Here is a 20085-nt window from a genome sequence, read left to right as displayed (position 1 = left end):
AATAACACTTTCGGGCTAGTGGATTATCCTACTCAAACTCGTTCCAGGAGCGGCCATCGCGGGTGATCATCGCCACCGACGCCACAGGCCCCCAGGTACCCGCCTGATACGGTTTTGGCGCATCCTGATCGGCAGCCCAGGCTTCGGTGATGGAATCGACCCATTTCCACGCCTCTTCCACTTCGTCGCGACGCACGAACAGCGCCTGGATACCGCGCATGGTTTCCAGCAGCAGACGCTCGTAAGCATCCGCAAGGTGCGTCTGGTTGAAGGTTTCGGAGTAGCTCAGATCCAGCTTGGTGGTCTGCAGGTTGTGCTTATGATCCAGGCCCGGCACTTTGTTGAGGATCTGGATATCCACCCCTTCGTCCGGCTGCAGACGGATGGTCAGCTTGTTCTGCGGCAGCTCCTGCCAGGACTCTTTGAACAGGTTCAGTTCCGGGTTCTTAAAGTAGACAACCACTTCGGAACACTTCGTCGGCAGACGCTTACCGGTGCGCAGGTAGAACGGCACGCCCGCCCAGCGCCAGTCGTCGATATCCACGCGGATGGCCACAAACGTCTCGGTATTGCTGGACTTGTTCGCGCCCTCTTCTTCCAGGTAGCCTGGCACTTTTTTACCTTGCGCAAACCCGGCAGTGTACTGGCCGCGAACGGTTTTCTCGCGCACGTTGGAGCGGTCGATGCGGCGCAGCGACTTCAGCACTTTCACTTTGGCATCGCGGATGCTGTCAGCCGTCAGGTCAGACGGTGGAGACATGGCAATCATGCACAGAATTTGCAGCAGGTGGTTCTGGATCATGTCGCGCATCTGGCCGGCCTGGTCAAAGTAACCCCAGCGACCTTCAATCCCCACCTCTTCCGCCACGGTAATTTCCACGTGGTCAATGGTACGGTTGTCCCAGTTATTCACAAACAGGGAGTTAGCGAAACGCAGCGCCAGCAGGTTCAGTACCGTCTCTTTACCGAGATAGTGGTCGATACGGTAGACCTGGCACTCTTCAAAGAACTCGCCCACCTGGTCGTTGATTTCACGGGAGGTAGCCAGCGACGTCCCCAGCGGCTTTTCCATCACCACGCGCGCCGGCTTGGCGTTCAGTTTGGCTTCGCCCAAACCTTTGCAGATGGCGCCAAAGGTGCTTGGCGGCATGGCGAAATAGTTAATGGTGACACGGTTTTTCTGATCCAGCATGGCACCCAGGCGGGAAAACGCGCTGACGTCATTAACGTCCAGGTTGCAGAAATCGAGACGACCGCTGAGGGTATCCCACAAACTTTCATCAATTTTTTCCTTCATGAAAGTTTCGAGCGCCTCGCGGACGACTTTGGTATAAGCGTCCTTGTCCCAGTCGGCGCGCCCAACACCCAGGATACGCGTATCCGGATGAATTTGGCCCGCTTTCTCCAGTTGATACAGGGAAGGCAGCAATTTCCGGCGTGCAAGATCGCCTTTCGCGCCGAAAATGACCAGGTCACATGCCTGGGCTGTTTGCGTTACCGCCATGTCATTCTCCTCAGTTGGATCACCTGGTGCTTCTGCCAGGTATCGTTGTAATTTTATTACAATGCACTGTACTGCTTTTACGTCATTCCCGAAACCATTAGCGCTTATCGTCTCGTGCGATACGGCGATTTTTCGCCATTTAGCCGATTATGGCGACGTAATGACGCAACAGCCGTCGATAATTTGCGCAACAGGGTCATAGCAAAACCCGACATCGATCAAGTAATGAAAAAAAACAACAACATTATCTTGTCGACTGTTACCCTTTAGGGAAGCCACAGGGGTAATATCGGCTAATCGAATCAAGATTTCATCAATGAGTGAAATCGTTTCCACCCCCATGAGCGCCTTGTTAACAATGAACATGCTTGAAAAAATCCAGTATCAACTGGAACACCTTAGCAAATCCGAGCGAAAAGTGGCTGAAGTCATTCTGGCCGCGCCCGGTCAGGCGATTCATTCAAGCATCGCCGCTCTGGCTCAGGAAGCGGGCGTCAGTGAACCGACGGTCAACCGGTTCTGCCGCAGCCTGGAAACGCGCGGCTTTCCTGATTTTAAACTGCATCTGGCACAAAGTCTGGCAAACGGCACCCCCTATGTTAATCGTAATGTGGATGAAGACGACAGCGTAGATGCCTATACGGCAAAAATATTTGAGTCGGCCATGGCCACGCTCGATCACGTTCGTCAAAGTCTGGATATGAGTTCAGTAAACCGCGCGGTGGATTTACTCACCCAGGCCAAACGCATTGCGTTCTTCGGTCTTGGCTCGTCAGCCGCCGTGGCGCACGACGCCATGAATAAATTCTTCCGCTTTAACGTGCCGGTTATTTATTCCGATGACATTGTGCTGCAACGCATGAGCTGTATGAATTGCAGTGAGGATGACGTCGTGGTACTGATTTCGCACACTGGCCGCACCAAAAGCCAGGTTGAGCTGGCGCAGCTGGCCCGTGAAAACGATGCCATGGTAATCGCCCTCACCACCGCCGGCACGCCGCTGGCGCGGGAGGCGACTCTCGCCATTACCCTGGACGTGCCTGAGGATACCGACATGTATATGCCAATGGTGTCTCGTCTGGCGCAGCTCACGGTAATCGACGTACTGGCGACCGGATTTACCTTACGCCGGGGCGCAAAATTCCGAGATAACTTGAAGCGAGTCAAGGAAGCGCTGAAGGAATCGCGTTTTGATAAAGAATTGCTTATAAAGAGCGATGTTCCCTGAAAGTAGATAACGAAGACGTAACCCATAATTAGATGTAACGATTTTCGGCATTCGGCCCCCTCTTTGCTGCCTTGCGGTAGATGAAGGCCGATTCAATGTTCACGCAACACCAAAGTTGTTTCAGTCAACGGAGTATTACATGTCCAGAAGGCTTCGCAGAACCAAGATCGTCACCACCTTAGGCCCGGCCACCGATCGCGATAATAACCTCGAAAAGATTATCGCCGCTGGCGCCAACGTGGTACGTATGAACTTCTCTCACGGTACGCCAGAAGACCATAAATTGCGTGCCGATAAAGTGCGTGAGATCGCCGCTAAGCTGGGCCGCCACGTCGCTATCCTCGGCGACCTGCAGGGTCCAAAAATTCGTGTATCAACCTTTAAAGAAGGTAAAGTTTTCCTCAATATCGGCGACAAATTCCTGCTGGATGCCAACCTCGGCAAAGGCGAAGGCGATAAAGAGAAAGTCGGGATCGACTATAAAGGCCTGCCGGCTGATGTGGTCCCTGGCGATATCCTGCTGCTCGACGACGGTCGCGTCCAGCTGAAGGTGCTGGAAGTTCAGGGGATGAAAGTGTTCACTGAAGTCACCGTCGGCGGCCCGCTCTCCAACAATAAAGGCATCAACAAACTGGGCGGCGGCCTCTCTGCGGAAGCCCTGACCGACAAAGACAAAGCGGATATCGTAACGGCGGCCCAGATCGGCGTTGACTATCTGGCGGTCTCCTTCCCACGCTGTGGCGAAGATCTGAACTATGCGCGCCGCCTGGCCCGTGACGCAGGCTGTGATGCCAAAATCGTCGCTAAGGTTGAACGCGCGGAAGCCGTGTGCGATCAGGATGCGATGGACGATGTGATCCTCGCCTCTGACGTGGTGATGGTTGCCCGTGGCGATCTGGGCGTGGAAATCGGCGACCCTGAACTGGTCGGTATCCAGAAAGCGCTGATTCGTCGCGCACGTCAGCTGAACCGCGCGGTGATCACCGCCACCCAGATGATGGAATCCATGATCACTAACCCAATGCCAACCCGTGCGGAAGTCATGGACGTCGCTAACGCCGTGCTGGACGGTACCGATGCGGTGATGCTGTCAGCGGAAACTGCGGCGGGCCAGTATCCGGCAGAAACCGTGGCCGCAATGGCGCGCGTCTGCCTGGGCGCGGAGAAGATCCCAAGCATTAACGTCTCCAAGCACCGCCTGGATATCCAGTTCGACAATGTGGAAGAAGCGATTGCGATGTCCGCCATGTATGCGGCCAACCATCTGAAAGGCGTTACGGCGATCATCACCATGACCGAATCTGGCCGCACCGCGCTGATGACCTCTCGCATCAGCTCCGGCCTGCCGATTTTCGCCATGTCACGCCACGAGCGTACGCTGAACCTGACGGCGCTGTACCGCGGTGTTACCCCGGTACACTTCGACAGCACCAATGACGGCGTAGCCGCGGCGCACGATGCCGTAAACCTGCTGCGCGATAAAGGTTACCTGGTGTCTGGTGATATCGTCATCGTGACGCAGGGTGACGTGATGAGCACCATCGGCTCAACCAATACCACGCGCGTACTGACTGTAGAGTAAGATCCGATCCCCTCTCCCCTAAGGGGAGAGGGACAAGGTGAAGGTTTTCTATTTCCTCGGGTAAAGCTCTTTACGCTTATAGGGCTCCGTCTCTCCCGGCTTCCGCGTTTTCAGCAGCTTCAGTATCCACGTGTACTGTTCGGTATGCGGCCCCACCAGCAGCTCCACCTCTTCGTTCATGCGGCGCGCGATGGTGCGATCGTCCGCAGTCAGCAGGTCGTCCATCGGCGGACGGACTTCAATGCTCAGACGATGCGTTTTACCGTCGTAAACCGGAAAGAGCGGGATCACGCGGGCACGGCAGACCTTCATCAGACGCCCAATCGCGGGGAGCGTGGCTTTATAGGTCGCAAAGAAGTCGACAAACTCGCTGTGCTCGGGTCCGTGGTCCTGGTCCGGCAGATAGTAGCCCCAGTACCCCTGACGTACCGACTGAATAAACGGCTTGATGCCGTCGTTACGCGCATGCAAACGTCCGCCAAAACGACGACGTACCGTATTCCAGACAAAATCGTAGATTTTATTGCCCTGGTTATGGAACATCGCCGCCATTTTCTGCCCCTGGGAAGCCATCAGCATTGCCGGGATATCCACGCCCCAGCCGTGCGGCACGAGGAAAATGACCTTCTCATCATTGCGACGCATTTCGTCGATGATTTCCAGCCCTTTCCAGTCAACGCGGTCGATGATTTTTTCCGGTCCTTTCAGCGCCAGCTCCGCCATCATCGCCATGGCCTGCGGTGCGGTGGTATACATCGCGTCGATGATGGCCTCGCGCTCGGCATCGCTTTTTTCAGGAAAACAGTAATAGAGGTTGATCTGCGCACGACGACGCGCGCTTTTACCTAAGCGTCCGGCCAGACGGCCAATTTTTCCCAGTACGGGATCGCGCAGCGCGGCAGGCAGCATAGCGATGCCCGCAAAGGTGTAAACCCCCAGCCAGGCGCCCCAGTTGCGCGGATGTCGAAAGGATTTTTCAAACTCAGGAATGTATTCAATATTATTTTTTTTTGTTTCCATGCTGGTTCCAGGGTCTGGTGACGCAAAAAATTATTCAGATAGTGTAGCGAGGCAGTCGCCCACGCACAAAAGAAAAAGCCGGCGCATGCTGACACCGGCTTTTTTCACAAAACAGAGAGCTTAGTTTAAGCTCAGCTGCGGTATCACCTCTCTCGCCTGCGCCAGGTAATCGGAACGATCTTTACCTGTCAGGCCTTCGGTGCGCGGCAGTTTGGCCGTCAGCGGGTTCACGGCCTGCTGGTTGATCCACACTTCATAGTGCAGATGCGGGCCAGTAGAGCGTCCGGTGTTGCCGGAGAGCGCGATACGGTCGCCGCGTTTCACTTTCTGCCCCGGTTTGACCAGCAGCTTGCGCAGGTGCATATAGCGGGTGGTATAGGTACGACCGTGACGGATAGCCACGTAATAGCCCGCAGCACCGCTGCGTTTTGCCATCACTACTTCGCCATCGCCAACGGACAGCACCGGCGTGCCCTGCGGCATCGCGAAGTCTACCCCGCGGTGAGGCGCAACGCGCCCGGTAACCGGGTTCAGACGACGCGGGTTAAAGTTAGAGGAGACGCGGAACTGTTTCGCCGTCGGGAAACGCAGGAAGCCTTTCGCAAGGCCCGTACCGCTGCGGTCATAGAACTTGCCATCTTCAGCGCGAATGGCGTAGTAATCTTTTCCCTCGGAGCGCAGACGCACCCCCAGCAGCTGGCTCTGCTCGCGCTTGCCGTCCAGCATTTCGCGGGACATCAGGACGGAAAACTCATCGCCTTTCTTCAGCTTACGGAAATCCATCTGCCACTGCATGGCTTTGATCACCGCGCTGATTTCACCGCTGGTCAGGCCCGCATCACGGGCGCTGGAAACAAAGCTTCCGCCCACGGTACCTTTCATCACGCTGTTAACCCAGTCGCCTTTCTGCATTTCACTGGTCATTTTGAAACCGTTTGCAGTGCGGTCATAGGTACGGGTTTCGCGGCGGGACATTTCCCAGGTCAAACGCTGAAGATCGCCATCCGCCGTTAATGTCCAGGAGAGCTGTTGCCCGATTTTCAGGTTACGCAGGTCTTTATCCGCAGCGGCCAGCTGGCTGATATTGCCCATGTCGATACCGTACTGGTTGAGCACGCTGCTCAGCGTGTCACCGGTAGAGACAACGTATTCGTGGATCCCCGCTTCGTTCTCGGTTTTATCGTCCAGTTCATCCTGAGGGATAGCTTCATCTTCCTGAGCGGCCTGGTCGATAGGCTCGCTGGCTTCAGGCAGCAAAGAGCGGATCTCGCTCTTTTCAAGCTCGATGGTTTTAATGATAGGGGCAGAACTCGGGTGGTAAACATAGGGCCGCCAGACGGCGACCGCTAGGGTGAGAACTGTAAGCGACCCCAGCATAACGCGGTGGGGTCGAGGCAGATTGTTAAATGCCAGGGCGACAGAGCGGGCTATCTGTTGCACGTATTCACTTCCTCGTTAATCTCCTTTCAGGCAGCTCGCATACTGGTTCGCCAGTTGGCTGAGGAACTGCGAATAGCTCGCTTTGCTCAACTGGATATTCGTACCTAGCGGGTCAAGGGTTCCCATGCGCACGGATGTTCCCCTGGCCACGGCTTCTACGACCGCTGGCCTGAACTGTGGCTCAGCAAAAACGCATGTCGCTTTCTGCTCAACCAACTGTGTTCTGATTTCATGTAAACGCTGCGCACCAGGTTGAATTTCAGGGTTGACGGTAAAGTGCCCAAGCGGGGTCAGGCCGTAGTGTTTTTCGTAGTAGCCGTAGGCGTCATGAAAAACGAAATACCCTTTTCCTTTCAACGGTGCGAGCTCATTACCTACCTGCTTATCGGTTGCGGCTAATTGTGCCTCAAAATCCTTCAGGTTGGCGTCTAGTTTGGCTCGACTTTGCGGCATAAGTTCCACTAATTTGTCATGGATTGCAACCGCTGAAAGCCGCGCTATCTCTGGGGATAGCCAGAGATGCATGTTGTACTCGCCGTGATGGTGATCTCCATCACCTTTTTCACCCTCTGCAGCGTGATGGTCATGTTCGTCACCGTCATCATCCGCCCCTTTCATGAGCAACGGTTTCACGCCGGAAAGCCCGGAAATCGCGACCTGTTTTTCATCAGCAACCTGTTTGGCGGATTTCTGCATGAATGCTTCCATCTCCGGACCAATCCAGACAACTAAGTCTGCGTTTTGTAAGCGTTTTACATCAGACGGACGCAGAGAATAGTCATGCTCTGAGGCCCCGTCAGGGAGCAGAACCTGGGTTTCCGTTACCCCATCGGCAATGGCCGACGCGATGAATCCAAGCGGTTTAAGCGAAGCAACAACGGCAGCGTTAACATCTTGTGCGGTTGTTCCCCAAAGGGCAGCGGATAATGCTGCGAAAAGAAGCGTATTTTTATGTAACATAATGCGACTAATCATCGTAGTGAATGCGTGGAATGTGATATTATAACATTCGTTGACTTCTTCAAGCTTAAATTGACATGACGACTCTGGTTTCTCTCGACAATATTTCGGTCTCCTTTGGCCAGCGCCGCGTCCTCTCTGACGTATCGCTGGATCTCAAGCCCGGAAAAATTCTGACGCTGCTCGGCCCCAATGGCGCAGGTAAATCCACTCTGGTGCGCGTGGTGCTGGGTCTGGTTACACCGGATGAAGGTGTAATTACGCGTGAGGAAAAATTGCGGATCGGCTATGTGCCGCAAAAATTACATCTGGACGCCACCCTGCCGCTGACGGTAAATCGTTTTCTGCGTCTGCGTCCCGGCACGCGAAAAGCCGATATTCTCCCGGCGCTGAAGCGCGTGCAGGCGGGCCACCTTATCGATGCGCCGTTGCAGAAGCTGTCCGGCGGTGAGACGCAGCGCGTTTTGCTGGCCCGTGCGCTGCTGAGCAGCCCGCAGCTGCTGGTGCTGGATGAGCCAACCCAGGGCGTGGACGTCAATGGTCAGGTCGCGCTTTATGATTTGATCGACCAGCTGCGCCGCGAACTGAACTGCGCCGTGCTGATGGTCTCCCATGACCTGCATCTGGTGATGGCGAAAACCGACGAAGTGCTGTGTCTCAACCATCACATTTGCTGTTCCGGCACGCCTGAAGTGGTCTCAATGCACCCGGAATTTATCTCCATGTTCGGCCCTCGCGGCGCTGAACAGCTTGGCATTTATCGCCATCATCATAATCACCGCCATGATTTGCAGGGACGAATCGTTCTGCGTCGGGGAAATGGACACTCATGATTGAACTGTTACTGCCCGGCTGGCTGGCCGGGGTTATGCTTGCCTGCGCCGCAGGCCCACTCGGCTCGTTTGTGGTGTGGCGCAGAATGTCTTACTTCGGTGATACCCTGGCGCATGCGTCGCTGCTGGGCGTTGCCTTTGGTTTGCTGCTGGATGTGAATCCCTTTTACGCGGTGATTGTGGTCACGCTGCTGCTGGCGGCCGGTCTGGTCTGGCTGGAGAAGCGTCCTCACCTCGCGATTGATACGCTGCTTGGCATCATGGCGCACAGCGCGCTGTCGCTGGGTCTGGTCGTTGTTAGCCTGATGTCAAATATCCGCGTTGACCTGATGGCCTACCTGTTCGGCGATCTGCTGGCCGTAACGCCTGACGATCTCATCGCGATCGCCATTGGCGTGGTGGTGGTACTGGGTATTCTGCTGTGGCAGTGGCGGAATTTACTGGCAATGACCGTCAGCCCGGATTTAGCCTTCGTCGACGGCGTGAAGCTGCAGCGCGTGAAGCTGCTACTGATGCTGGTTACGGCGTTAACGATTGGCGTGGCGATGAAGTTTGTCGGGGCACTGATCATCACGTCGCTGCTGATTATCCCTGCCGCCACGGCGCGCCGTTTTGCACGTACGCCAGAGCAAATGGCCGGTATCGCGGTGGTTATCGGGATGATCGCCGTCACGGGCGGGTTAACCTTTTCGGCGTTTTATGACACGCCAGCCGGACCGTCGGTGGTCTTGAGCGCGGCGGTGTTGTTTGTTTTCAGTATGATGAAAAAGACCGCGCAGTAGTGAGCATGTCCCCGGTGGCGCTTCGCTTACCGGGGCTACAATTTATTGCTACTTACGGCATCGCGGGCGGCGTAATACCGAAATGATTCCACGCCCGCACCGTCGCCATACGACCACGTGGGGTACGCTGTAAGAAGCCCTGCTGGATCAGATACGGCTCCAGCACATCTTCGATAGTCTCACGCTCTTCGCCAATTGCCGCCGCCAGGTTATCCAGCCCGACCGGCCCGCCAAAGAACTTGTCCAGCACCGCCAGCAGCAGTTTGCGGTCCATATAGTCAAAGCCTTCAGCATCGACGTTCAGCATATCCAGCGCCTGGGCGGCGATCTCGGCGGAAATCGAACCATCGTGCTTCACTTCAGCAAAGTCACGCACGCGGCGCAGCAGGCGGTTGGCAATACGCGGCGTACCGCGGGAACGCTTCGCCACTTCATATGCCCCCTCTTCGCTCATATCCAGCCCCATGTAGCGCGCGCTGCGCCCCACGATATGCTGAAGATCGGGTACCTGATAAAACTCCAGACGCTGAACGATGCCAAAGCGGTCGCGCAGCGGAGAGGTCAACGACCCGGCGCGGGTCGTGGCGCCAATCAGGGTAAACGGCGGCAGATCGATTTTGATGGAGCGCGCGGCCGGGCCTTCGCCGATCATGATATCCAGCTGGTAATCTTCCATCGCCGGATAGAGCACTTCCTCCACCACCGGTGACAGGCGGTGGATCTCATCGATAAACAGCACATCATGCGGTTCAAGGTTGGTCAGCATCGCCGCCAAATCGCCCGCTTTCTCCAGCACCGGGCCGGAGGTGGTACGCAGGTTGACGCCCATTTCATTGGCGACGATATTCGCCAGGGTAGTTTTCCCTAACCCCGGCGGGCCAAAAATCAGCAGGTGATCGAGCGCATCGCCGCGCAGCTTTGCCGCCTGGATGAAAATCTCCATCTGGGAACGTACCTGCGGCTGGCCGATGTACTCATCAAGCAGCTTCGGGCGGATCGCACGATCCACCACGTCTTCTGCCTGAAGGGTGCCTGCCGATACCAGGCGGTCTGCTTCAATCATCCTTTACCTCACAATGCAGCGCGCAGCGCTTCACGAATCAGAGTTTCACTGCTGGCGTCCGGTTTGGCAATTTTGCTCACCATCCGGCTGGCCTCCTGAGGTTTATAGCCCAGCGCCACCAGCGCGGCAACCGCTTCCTGCTCGGCGTCATCATCAGAGGCAGGCGCACCCGGAGCAGTCAGAACCAAATCGGCAGCCGGAGTGAACAGATCGCCGTGCAGACCTTTAAAGCGGTCTTTCATCTCAACAATCAGACGCTCTGCGGTTTTCTTACCAATGCCCGGAAGCTTAACCAGCGCCGCGGGATCTTCACGCTCAACGGCATTCACAAACTGCGGAGCGGACATGCCGGACAAAATCGCCAGCGCCAGCTTAGGCCCCACACCGTTGGTTTTAATCAGCTCGCGAAACAGGGTGCGTTCCTGCTTGTTGTTAAAGCCGTATAGCAGCTGAGCGTCTTCACGCACCACAAACTGGGTAAAGACAATCGCCTCTTTGCCCGCGTCCGGCAGCTCGTAGAAGCAGGTCATCGGCATATGGACTTCATAGCCCACGCCACCCACTTCCAGCAGCACTAACGGGGGTTGTTTTTCAATGATGATGCCTCTGAGTCTGCCTATCACGTGACGCTCCTGCGTTCTGGGAGAAATTAACTGCCGACATAATAAAAAAAGGCTGGATGTTTATCCAGCCTGATTTCTGATTATCGTAACCTGCCTCGCGCCAGATTGAGCCGCGACTCGCTCATTTGCATCGCGTTCTGGCTGACGTGGCAGTGGGTAATCGCAATCGCCAGCGCATCGGCGGCGTCGGCCTGCGGGTTCGCGGGAAGCTTCAGCAGGGTGCGCACCATGTGCTGCACCTGGCTCTTCTCCGCGCTACCGATGCCCACCACCGTCTGCTTAACCTGACGCGCGGCGTATTCGAACACCGGCAGATCCTGGTTCACCGCAGCCACGATGGCCACCCCACGCGCCTGACCGAGCTTAAGCGCCGAATCCGCGTTCTTCGCCATAAAGACCTGCTCAATGGCGAAATAGTTTGGCTGAAACTGGGTGATGATCTCCGATACGCCCGCATAAATAAGCTTGAGGCGCGACGGCAGATCGTCCACTTTGGTGCGAATGCATCCACTGCCGAGGTAGGTTAGCTGGCGTCCCACCTGACGGATAACGCCATACCCGGTGACGCGCGAGCCGGGGTCAATCCCGAGGATAATCGACATCACGCGTCTCCCGTAAATGGTTTACAGGCTCTCATCAGAGAGTCGCTGCAACCTCATCAGAGATTTCACCGTTGTGGTACACTTCCTGCACGTCGTCGCAGTCTTCGAGCATGTCGATCAGACGCAGCAGTTTCGGTGCGGTTTCTGCATCCATATCCGCTTTGGTGGACGGGATCATGGAGACTTCAGCGTTGTCCGCTTTCAGGCCCGCCGCTTCCAGCGCATCGCGCACGGCACCCATCTCTTCCCACGCGGTGTAGACGTCAATGGCACCATCATCGTAGGTCACCACGTCTTCCGCACCCGCTTCCAGCGCCGCTTCCATGATCGCATCTTCGTCGCCTTTCTCGAAAGAGATGACGCCTTTTTTGCTGAACAGGTAAGCTACGGAGCCGTCAGTGCCCAGGTTACCACCGGTTTTGGTGAACGCGTGGCGCACTTCCGCAACGGTACGGTTACGGTTGTCGGACAGGCATTCAACCATCACCGCAGTACCGCCAGGGCCGTAACCTTCATAAATGATGGTTTCCATGTTCGCGTCTTCATCACCGCCCACGCCGCGTGCGATAGCACGGTTCAGGGTGTCACGCGTCATGTTGTTAGACAGCGCTTTATCTACCGCCGCGCGCAGGCGTGGGTTAGAAGCCGGGTCGCCGCCGCCCAGACGCGCTGCTGTCACCAGCTCGCGAATGATTTTGGTAAAGATCTTACCGCGCTTGGCATCCTGTGCCGCTTTACGGTGTTTGGTGTTGGCCCACTTACTATGACCTGCCATAAAAAGTTCTCCAAAAATCGCGCCTTCTCAGGCCGCGTTAATTACAAATTCTTCAATCGCCTGCCGGTTGCTCCACGACTTGGTCAGTGCGGCGGCATCCGCCGCGTTCACCCAGCGGTAGTTCAGGTGTTCGGTAAACACGATCTCCCGCTCATGGGGGAGCGCGAGACAGAACCACGACTCCGTGTTGCGCTCAATGCCCGGCGCATAGCGATGACGTAAATGGCTAAAAATTTCAAACTCCACCGTGCGCTGACAGTCCTTCAGGGTCAGTTGCTCATGAGCAACGTCAATGGTGACCTCTTCCTTTACTTCACGCGCGGCGGCCTGCGGCGCGGTCTCCCCCTCTTCCAGGCTGCCGGTAACCGACTGCCAGAATTCAGGGTCATCGCGCCGCTGCAACATCAGCACCCGCTTCGTGTCTTCTGCATAAATGACCACCAGGACAGAAACGGGAAGCTTATATGCCATATCAGTTTTTCTCTTCCTTCTTCACCACTTCAATGCCCAGCTCGGCCAGCGCTGCCGGGTTGGCAAAGCTTGGCGCTTCGGTCATCAGACACGCTGCGGCAGTGGTTTTCGGGAAGGCGATAACGTCACGAATGTTATCGGTGCCGGTCAGCAGCATGGTCAGACGGTCGAGACCGAAGGCCAGACCCGCATGCGGCGGCGTGCCGTACTTCAGGGCGTCCAGCAGGAAGCCAAACTTCTCGCGCTGCTCCTGCTCGTTAATACCCAGAATGCCGAACACGGTCTGCTGCATTTCACCGCTGTGAATACGCACGGAGCCGCCGCCCACTTCATAGCCGTTGATAACCATGTCATAAGCGTTTGCCACTGCCTCTTCCGGCGCCGCTTTCAGCTCTGCCGCCGTCATCTCTTTTGGCGAGGTGAACGGGTGGTGCATCGCGGTCAGGCCGCCTTCACCGTCGTCTTCAAACATCGGGAAGTCGATAACCCACAGTGGCGCCCATTTGCTTTCATCGGTCAGGTTCAGGTCTTTGCCGAGCTTCAGACGCAGCGCGCCCATCGCATCCGCAACGACTTTCTTGTTGTCTGCGCCGAAGAAGATCATGTCGCCGTCCTGCGCACCGGTGCGCTCAAGGATCGCACCCACGATGTCCGCGTTCAGGAATTTCGCCACCGGGCTGGTGATCCCTTCCAGACCTTTCGCACGCTCGGTCACTTTAATATAGGCCAGACCTTTCGCGCCGTAGATCTTAATAAAGTTGCCGTAGTCATCAATCTGCTTACGGCTCAGCGCCGCGCCGCCCGGTACGCGCAGGGCAGCCACGCGGCCTTTCGGATCGTTAGCCGGTCCCGCGAATACCGCGAACTCAACGGATTTCACCAGGTCAGCCACGTCCACCAGCTCCATCGGGTTACGCAGGTCTGGTTTGTCGGAGCCGTAGCGACGTTCCGCTTCGGCGAAGGTCATGATCGGGAAATCGCCCAGCTCAACGCCCTTCACGTCGTTCCACAGGCTACGCACCAGGGCTTCCATCACTTCACGCACCTGTTCGGCGGTCATGAAGGAAGTTTCCACATCGATCTGGGTAAATTCTGGCTGACGGTCAGCGCGCAGGTCTTCGTCGCGGAAGCACTTAACGATTTGATAATAGCGGTCGAAGCCGGACATCATCAGCAGCTGTTTGAACAGCTGCGGTGACTGCGGCAGCGCGTAGAATTTGCCTTTGTGGACGCGGGATGGCACCAGGTAATCGCGCGCGCCTTCCGGCGTCGCTTTGGTCAGCATCGGGGTTTCAATATCGAGGAAACCGTGGTCATCCATAAAGCGACGCACCAGGCTGGTGATTTTCGCACGGGTTTTCAGGCGCTGTGCCATTTCCGGACGACGCAGATCCAGGTAGCGGTATTTCAGACGCGCTTCTTCAGTGTTGACGTGGTTGGAGTCCAGCGGCAGCGCTTCGGCACGGTTGATGATAACCAGATCGGACGCCAGCACTTCGATAGCGCCCGTCGCCATGTCTGCGTTAACGTTTTTCTCGTCACGCGCACGCACGGTGCCGGTGACCTGAATGCAGAACTCATTACGCAGCTCAGAGGCCAGCTTCAGCGCATCTGCGCGATCCGGGTCGAAGAACACCTGAACGATACCTTCACGGTCGCGCATATCGATGAAGATAAGGCTACCAAGATCACGACGACGGTTGACCCAACCACACAGGGTGACCTGCTGTCCGACGTGGGACTGACGCAGCTGCCCGCAATATTCTGTACGCATGAGATATCCCTTAATTAGCCGCAGGCTAAATGTCGCCTGGTATGCAGGCTACTATGTCGCAGCTTTCTGTATGTCACAACTGGATGAAAAAAGGCGGCTATTATACTGGAAATTCCGCCGGACGATAAGAGCGAACCACCGCCAGACGGTCGTTTGCTGCACTCTTATTGCGCATTCTCACAAAAATTAACAAAATTATCCGACCGATAACAGGTCATCACGTCGTAAGGTGTTACGGAAGTGATTAATTTACCTGGAGTGACGATGTTAACACTTGATGCCCGCAAAACCGCGCTTGTTGTGATTGATTTACAGGAAGGGATCCTGCCCTTCGCCGGTGGCCCACACGCAGCGGATGAAGTCGTCAGCCGCACCGCTCGCCTGGCCGAGAAGTGCCGCGCCAGCGGTGCCCCTGTGGTCATGGTACGCGTCGGCTGGTCCGCTGATTTCGCCGAGGCGTTAAAACAGCCCGTTGATGCCCAGGCGCCCGCACATGCCCTGCCGGAAAACTGGTGGACGTACCCGGTGTCGCTGGGCAAACGCGACAGCGATATCGAAGTAACTAAACGCCAGTGGGGCGCGTTCTACGGGACCGACCTTGAGCTGCAGCTTCGCCGCCGCGGTATCGACACCATTATTCTGTGCGGCATATCCACCAACATCGGCGTGGAATCGACAGCCCGTAACGCCTGGGAGCTGGGCTTTAATCTGGTAATTGCTGAAGATGCCTGCAGCGCGGCTTCCGCGGAACAGCATCAGGGCAGCATGACCCATATCTTCCCGCGCATCGGACGCGTGCGCAGCACGGATGAGATTTTAAGCGCGCTATGATGTACGTGGGCCTGCCCCAGTGGTCGCACCCGAAATGGGTGCGCCTGGGCATTACCAGCCTTGAAGAGTATGCCCGACACTTTAACTGCGTCGAGGGTAACACCACGCTGTATGCGCTGCCCAAAGCCGAGATAGTCGAACGCTGGCGGGAGCAAACAACGGACGATTTCCGTTTCTGCTTTAAGTTTCCGGCGACCATTTCCCACCAGGCCGCGCTGCGCAACTGCGGGGACTTAACGGAAGAATTTTTCACGCGCATGTCGCCGCTGGCGAACCGAATTGGACAATACTGGCTCCAGCTTCCCGCCACGTTTGGCCCGCGCGATTTGCCCGCCCTGTGGCAGTTCCTGGATGCCCTGCCCCGCGAATTCACCTACAGCGTGGAAGTCCGACACCAGGACTTCTTTGCGAAAGGCGAAGCCGAAAAAGCGCTCAACCGGGGCCTGCTGGATCGTTCCGTTAACCGGGTGATCCTCGACAGTCGTCCGGTGCACAGCGCGGTACCGCATAACGAGGCCATCGTTGATGCTCAGCGTAAAAAACCGAAAGTGCCGGTCCACGCCATCGTGACCGCACAGAACCCGATGGTCAGGTTCATCGGCAGCGACAATATGCAGCAAAATCAGGCGATGTTCGCCGTCTGGCTGCAAAAACTCGCGAGCTGGGAGCAAGCCACCACGCCGTACCTCTTTTTGCACACGCCGGATATTGCTCAGGCGCCCGAACTGGTCGATGCTCTGTGGCAGGCCTTGCAGGCCGCGGTGCCGTCCGTGGGCAGCGTCCCTTCCATCCCACAACAATCTTCTCTTTTCTGATATCACCCCCTATCATAGTGAAGTGCCATCTGCCAAAAAACAGGGAGTTAGTATGGTCAGCGCGCTGTATGCGGTGTTAGGTGCGTTACTGCTGATTAAATTTTCATTTGATGTTGTGCGCCTCAGGATGCAGTACCGCGTCTCTTACGGCGACGGCGGTTTCTCCGAACTGCAAAGCGCTATTCGCATTCACGGTAATGCGGTGGAATACATTCCCGTTGCTCTCATCCTGCTGCTGTTTATGGAGATGAATGGCGCGGAAACCTGGATGGTGCATATTTGTGGCCTGATGCTTATTGCTGGCCGGTTAATGCATTATTACGGCTTTCACCACCGTTTATTCCGCTGGCGTCGTTCCGGCATGAGCGCGACCTGGTGTTCGCTTTTGCTGATGGTGCTGGCTAACCTGTGGTATATGCCGTGGGAGTTGGTTTTCTCCCTCCATTAGCGCACAATACGCCACTTTATTTTTCCCGGATTTTTACGTTATGTCAGATCGCGACACGCTTTTTTCCGCGCCTATCGCCAGCCTGGGCGACTGGACCTTCGATGAACGGGTAGCCGAAGTCTTCCCGGATATGATCCAGCGCTCTGTTCCCGGTTATTCCAATATTATCTCTATGATCGGTATGCTGGCTGAGCGCTTCGTTCAACCCGGTACGCAGGTCTATGACCTGGGCTGCTCGCTCGGCGCGGCAACGCTGTCGGTACGTCGTAACATTCATCACGATGGCTGCCGAATCGTTGCCGTCGATAACTCCCCGGCCATGGTGGAACGCTGCCGTCGCCATATTGACGCGTACAAAGCCCCCGTTCCGGTGGACGTGGTGGAAGGCGATATCCGCGAGATCGAGATTAACAACGCCTCGATGGTAGTGCTGAATTTTACCCTGCAGTTCCTGGTGCCTGAAGACCGCCAGCTGCTGCTGGACAAAATTTACCAGGGGCTGAATCCCGGCGGCGCGCTGGTGCTTTCTGAGAAATTCAGCTTTGAGGATGCCAAAGTAGGCGAGCTGCTGTTCAACATGCACCACGATTTCAAACGGGCGAACGGCTACAGCGAGCTGGAGATCAGCCAGAAGCGCAGCATGCTGGAAAACGTGATGCTGACGGACTCCGTGGAAACCCATAAAGCGCGCCTGCACAAAGCCGGTTTTGAGCACAGCGAACTGTGGTTCCAGTGCTTTAACTTTGGCTCTCTGGTGGCGCTTAAAGCCGGGGATGCCGCATGATTGAATTCAGCAACTTTTATCAGCTGATTGCTAAAAACCATCTTTCCCACTGGCTGGAGACCCTGCCGGCGCAGATTGCCGCCTGGCAGCGCGATCAGCAGCACGGCCTGTTAAAGCAGTGGTCAAATGCCGTGGAGTATCTGCCGGAGCTGACGCCGCATCGTCTGGATTTACTGCACAGCGTGACGGCGGAAAGCGCAGAGCCGCTCCCTGCCGGGCAGATCAACCGCATCGAAACGCTGATGCGTAATTTAATGCCGTGGCGCAAAGGGCCGTTCTCGCTGTACGGCGTGAACATCAATACCGAGTGGCGCTCAGACTGGAAGTGGGATCGCGTACTGCCGCACCTTTCCGACCTGACCGGGCGCACCATTCTGGACGTAGGCTGCGGCAGCGGTTACCACATGTGGCGCATGATTGGCGCGGGAGCCCATTTGGCGGTCGGCATCGACCCGATGCAGCTCTTCCTGTGCCAGTTTGAGGCGGTGCGAAAACTGCTCGGCAACGACCAGCGCGCGCATCTGCTGCCGCTGGGCATAGAGCAGCTCCCTGCCCTGAAAGCGTTCGATACCGTCTTCTCGATGGGCGTGCTGTATCATCGTCGTTCCCCGCTTGAACACCTGTGGCAGCTCAAAGATCAGCTGGTCAGCGGCGGCGAGCTGGTGCTGGAGACGCTGGTGATTGAAGGCGATGAGCATGCGGTTCTGGTGCCGGGCGATCGCTACGCGCAGATGCGCAACGTTTACTTCATCCCGTCCGCGCTGGCGCTGAAAAACTGGCTGGAGAAATGCGGATTTGTGGATGTGCGCATTGCCGATGTTTGCGTAACGTCTATCGAAGAGCAGCGCCGCACCGACTGGATGATCACCGAATCGCTGGAGCAGTTCCTCGACCCGGCCGACCACAGCAAAACCGTTGAAGGCTATCCTGCACCGATGCGTGCGGTGTTGATTGCGACCAAGCCGTAGTTTTTCCCTCTCCTCTGTCGGGTGAGGGGATAAAAAAAGGCCCCTGTTGAAATTGCAGGGGCCTGGTACAAGCAAGCATCATATTGGGCGACATGATGCGCGGTAAAAATCGGTACGTTGCTACACGTGATGACGCTCAATCAGCGACTTCATTTCCGCAACCGACTCTCCCTCTACGCCGTAGCGAGAATATTCATCCGCTTCAGCATCCGTCGACATTGACAGCCCTGTATTGCGATAACGCATGGGTGAAGGTATCCATTTCCCCGCAGAGCTGTGAAGCTCTTCCACCCCGGCGTTTAAAAACCGTTCCAGATTGCTGGCACGGACTCCCGCACCCGCCATTATTATTGGAACACCGGAATGTGCTTTTAGTTCCGTAATTAATTGCAGACCTTTTTCCGCCGAAGACTGCTGTCCCGATGTCAGGACGCGCGCCACGCCAAGTTCTGCAAGCGTATCAAACGCTTGCAGGGGATCTTTGCACATATCAAACGCACGATGAAATGTGACGGCCATTCCTTTCGCGGCATCCATTACCAGGCGCATGCGCGGCAAGTCGACGTGACCATCCTCATCAAGCAGGCCGGTAACCAGCCCCGGGAAGCCCAGGTCACGAACCAGCGCGATATCTTCAAGCATGGCACTGAACTCGCCCGCCGTGTAACAAAAATCGCCGCCGCGAGGGCGAATAATCGGGTGGACCGGGATGGTGACGGCCTGGCGGGCAGACTTCAACACGCCGTATGAAGGCGTTAACCCCCCTTCTTTCGGGGCGGCGCATAGCTCAATACGGTCAGCTCCCATCTGTTGCGCCGTTACGGCACATTCCACGCTGTAACAACAAATCTCCAGCAGCGCCATCTGCTTCTCCTTAAAATCAGCTCAACGCGCCATCATTGCACGCCTCTCGTTTCGTGTCTCAGCGACGAATCACAACTCTCAGGCTTCGCTGGCAACAATCTGCTCAATGGTCCAGGGATGAAATTTCACGGTCACCTGCCCGTCCGTCACGGCCAGCGTTGGGTTAGGCAGACGCTCGCGCTCGCCTTTGGGTGAACTCGTCTTCACAACAATCCCCGGCTTGCTTAACCCGTCGTCTGACAGCAGGGCCAGGGCGCGCGCGTTCAACGTTTCCGGCTCACCCGGCAGGACGATTTCGATATGCTCCCAGCCTTCGTGCGGATAGCGTTTCTCGCCCGGCCACGGCAGTTCAACCACGGTGAACTGCCAGTGCGCCACGTTCACCGGCTCATGCAGTTTGAACAGACAAATGGGGCGTCCATTGATGATGTTTTCAGAGAGCAGCTCGCCGCACTGTTCAAACCCGCGACGCCAGCGCTCGGCGGTGGCATTCTGGTGGCAGCGCAAGGAAATGTGATCCGCCTCAAGCGGCACGATATCCAGACCAAGACGGGTGGCAAGTTCTGTGAACGCCTTTGTGAAGCGCGGTAAATCTGCGGAAATATCATGCAGTTCGTCAATGGATTGCCAGTTCGCCATAAGTCAGTCTCTTTTCGTGTCGCAAAGCCGCTAATTTACTCCGTTGCCCCGTTTTGACCAACCGCAGAATCCGGCTTTT

21 protein-coding genes are annotated in these 20085 nt (G+C 56.4%); 9 read left to right on the top strand and 12 right to left on the bottom strand.

Features of this window, described 5'->3' with window-relative positions; genetic code table 11:
• Positions 1 to 28 precede the first annotated feature (28 nt).
• A complete protein-coding gene (gene zwf / locus APT89_RS02560) occupies positions 29 to 1504 on the bottom strand; it encodes a glucose-6-phosphate dehydrogenase (RefSeq protein WP_028013613.1) in 1476 nt (491 codons plus the stop codon).
• 358 nt (positions 1505 to 1862) lie between these two features.
• Between zwf and APT89_RS02555 the strand changes: the two genes are divergently transcribed.
• Positions 1863 to 2732 (top strand): MurR/RpiR family transcriptional regulator, encoded by an 870-nt coding sequence (locus tag APT89_RS02555; protein WP_041909454.1) that lies wholly within the window; start codon positions 1863 to 1865, stop codon positions 2730 to 2732.
• Positions 2733 to 2871: 139 nt separating this feature from the next.
• Positions 2872 to 4314, top strand: a complete 1443-nt coding sequence (pyk, locus tag APT89_RS02550; RefSeq protein ID WP_028013616.1) for a pyruvate kinase — start codon at positions 2872 to 2874, stop codon at positions 4312 to 4314.
• Between the two features lie 48 nt (positions 4315 to 4362).
• Here pyk and lpxM read toward each other — a convergent pair whose 3' ends face one another.
• From lpxM to znuA, 3 genes are all read right to left on the bottom strand, one after another.
• Positions 4363 to 5334, bottom strand: a complete 972-nt coding sequence (lpxM, locus tag APT89_RS02545; protein ID WP_028013618.1) for a lauroyl-Kdo(2)-lipid IV(A) myristoyltransferase — start codon at positions 5332 to 5334, stop codon at positions 4363 to 4365.
• A 120-nt stretch (positions 5335 to 5454) separates the two neighbouring features.
• Positions 5455 to 6774, bottom strand: coding sequence for a murein DD-endopeptidase MepM (gene mepM, locus APT89_RS02540; RefSeq protein WP_028013619.1), 1320 nt, complete (start codon positions 6772 to 6774; stop codon positions 5455 to 5457).
• Positions 6775 to 6789: 15 nt separating this feature from the next.
• Positions 6790 to 7734, bottom strand: a complete 945-nt coding sequence (gene znuA, locus APT89_RS02535) for a zinc ABC transporter substrate-binding protein ZnuA (protein WP_041911996.1) — start codon at positions 7732 to 7734, stop codon at positions 6790 to 6792.
• A 77-nt stretch (positions 7735 to 7811) separates the two neighbouring features.
• Between znuA and znuC the strand changes: the two genes are divergently transcribed.
• Positions 7812 to 8567, top strand: a complete 756-nt coding sequence (gene znuC / locus APT89_RS02530; RefSeq protein ID WP_028013621.1) for a zinc ABC transporter ATP-binding protein ZnuC — start codon at positions 7812 to 7814, stop codon at positions 8565 to 8567.
• A complete protein-coding gene (znuB, locus tag APT89_RS02525; protein ID WP_041909449.1) occupies positions 8564 to 9349 on the top strand; it encodes a zinc ABC transporter permease subunit ZnuB in 786 nt (261 codons plus the stop codon). Before znuC ends, znuB begins: the two co-directional genes overlap by 4 nt.
• 52 nt (positions 9350 to 9401) lie before the next feature.
• Here znuB and ruvB read toward each other — a convergent pair whose 3' ends face one another.
• From ruvB to aspS, 6 genes are all read right to left on the bottom strand, one after another.
• Positions 9402 to 10412 carry a Holliday junction branch migration DNA helicase RuvB gene (ruvB, locus tag APT89_RS02520; RefSeq protein WP_028013623.1) on the bottom strand — a complete coding sequence of 337 codons (1011 nt, stop codon included), beginning with the start codon at positions 10410 to 10412 and terminating at the stop codon, positions 9402 to 9404.
• Between the two features lie 8 nt (positions 10413 to 10420).
• Positions 10421 to 11035 carry a Holliday junction branch migration protein RuvA gene (ruvA, locus tag APT89_RS02515; RefSeq protein WP_028013624.1) on the bottom strand — a complete coding sequence of 205 codons (615 nt, stop codon included), beginning with the start codon at positions 11033 to 11035 and terminating at the stop codon, positions 10421 to 10423.
• An 80-nt stretch (positions 11036 to 11115) separates the two neighbouring features.
• A complete protein-coding gene (ruvC, locus tag APT89_RS02510; RefSeq protein WP_060571705.1) occupies positions 11116 to 11637 on the bottom strand; it encodes a crossover junction endodeoxyribonuclease RuvC in 522 nt (173 codons plus the stop codon).
• Positions 11638 to 11671: 34 nt separating this feature from the next.
• Positions 11672 to 12412, bottom strand: coding sequence for a YebC/PmpR family DNA-binding transcriptional regulator (locus APT89_RS02505; protein WP_003859747.1), 741 nt, complete (start codon positions 12410 to 12412; stop codon positions 11672 to 11674).
• A gap of 27 nt (positions 12413 to 12439) precedes the next feature.
• Positions 12440 to 12883 carry a dihydroneopterin triphosphate diphosphatase gene (nudB, locus tag APT89_RS02500; protein ID WP_041909447.1) on the bottom strand — a complete coding sequence of 148 codons (444 nt, stop codon included), beginning with the start codon at positions 12881 to 12883 and terminating at the stop codon, positions 12440 to 12442.
• Position 12884: 1 nt separating this feature from the next.
• Positions 12885 to 14657: an aspartate--tRNA ligase gene (gene aspS, locus APT89_RS02495; protein ID WP_041909445.1), complete on the bottom strand. Its 1773-nt coding sequence runs from the start codon at positions 14655 to 14657 to the stop codon at positions 12885 to 12887.
• A gap of 264 nt (positions 14658 to 14921) precedes the next feature.
• On the opposite strand from aspS, the gene APT89_RS02490 reads away from it, so the two are divergent.
• Genes APT89_RS02490 through cmoB form a run of 5 tightly spaced genes read left to right on the top strand, consistent with a single transcriptional unit; the run spans position 14922 to position 18503 of the window.
• Complete coding sequence (locus APT89_RS02490) at positions 14922 to 15488, top strand: hydrolase (protein ID WP_041909443.1); 567 nt, start codon at positions 14922 to 14924, stop codon at positions 15486 to 15488.
• On the top strand, positions 15485 to 16303 hold the full coding sequence (locus APT89_RS02485; protein WP_060571704.1) for a DUF72 domain-containing protein: 819 nt from the start codon (positions 15485 to 15487) through the stop codon (positions 16301 to 16303). The genes APT89_RS02490 and APT89_RS02485 overlap by 4 nt, the downstream gene beginning before the upstream one ends.
• Positions 16304 to 16355: 52 nt before the next feature.
• Complete coding sequence (locus APT89_RS02480; RefSeq protein WP_028013630.1) at positions 16356 to 16751, top strand: MAPEG family protein; 396 nt, start codon at positions 16356 to 16358, stop codon at positions 16749 to 16751.
• Positions 16752 to 16791: 40 nt separating this feature from the next.
• Complete coding sequence (gene cmoA / locus APT89_RS02475; RefSeq protein WP_041909439.1) at positions 16792 to 17535, top strand: carboxy-S-adenosyl-L-methionine synthase CmoA; 744 nt, start codon at positions 16792 to 16794, stop codon at positions 17533 to 17535.
• Positions 17532 to 18503 carry a tRNA 5-methoxyuridine(34)/uridine 5-oxyacetic acid(34) synthase CmoB gene (cmoB, locus tag APT89_RS02470; RefSeq protein ID WP_028013632.1) on the top strand — a complete coding sequence of 324 codons (972 nt, stop codon included), beginning with the start codon at positions 17532 to 17534 and terminating at the stop codon, positions 18501 to 18503. The genes cmoA and cmoB overlap by 4 nt, the downstream gene beginning before the upstream one ends.
• Before the next feature lie 120 nt (positions 18504 to 18623).
• Here cmoB and cutC read toward each other — a convergent pair whose 3' ends face one another.
• On the bottom strand, positions 18624 to 19367 hold the full coding sequence (gene cutC / locus APT89_RS02465) for a copper homeostasis protein CutC (RefSeq protein ID WP_041909437.1): 744 nt from the start codon (positions 19365 to 19367) through the stop codon (positions 18624 to 18626).
• Between the two features lie 78 nt (positions 19368 to 19445).
• The gene (locus APT89_RS02460; RefSeq protein WP_041909435.1) at positions 19446 to 20006 is read right to left on the bottom strand and encodes a VOC family protein; all 561 of its coding nucleotides are present in this window, start codon (positions 20004 to 20006) and stop codon (positions 19446 to 19448) included.
• Positions 20007 to 20085: the final 79 nt, after the last annotated feature.

Origin of the sequence: Enterobacter sp. 50588862, from assembly GCF_001462935.1 — a bacterium.
Lineage (GTDB): Bacteria > Pseudomonadota > Gammaproteobacteria > Enterobacterales > Enterobacteriaceae > Enterobacter > Enterobacter bugandensis.
Note: the sequence above shows the minus strand (reverse complement) of the source record. Positions and strands in the feature narration are given on the sequence as shown.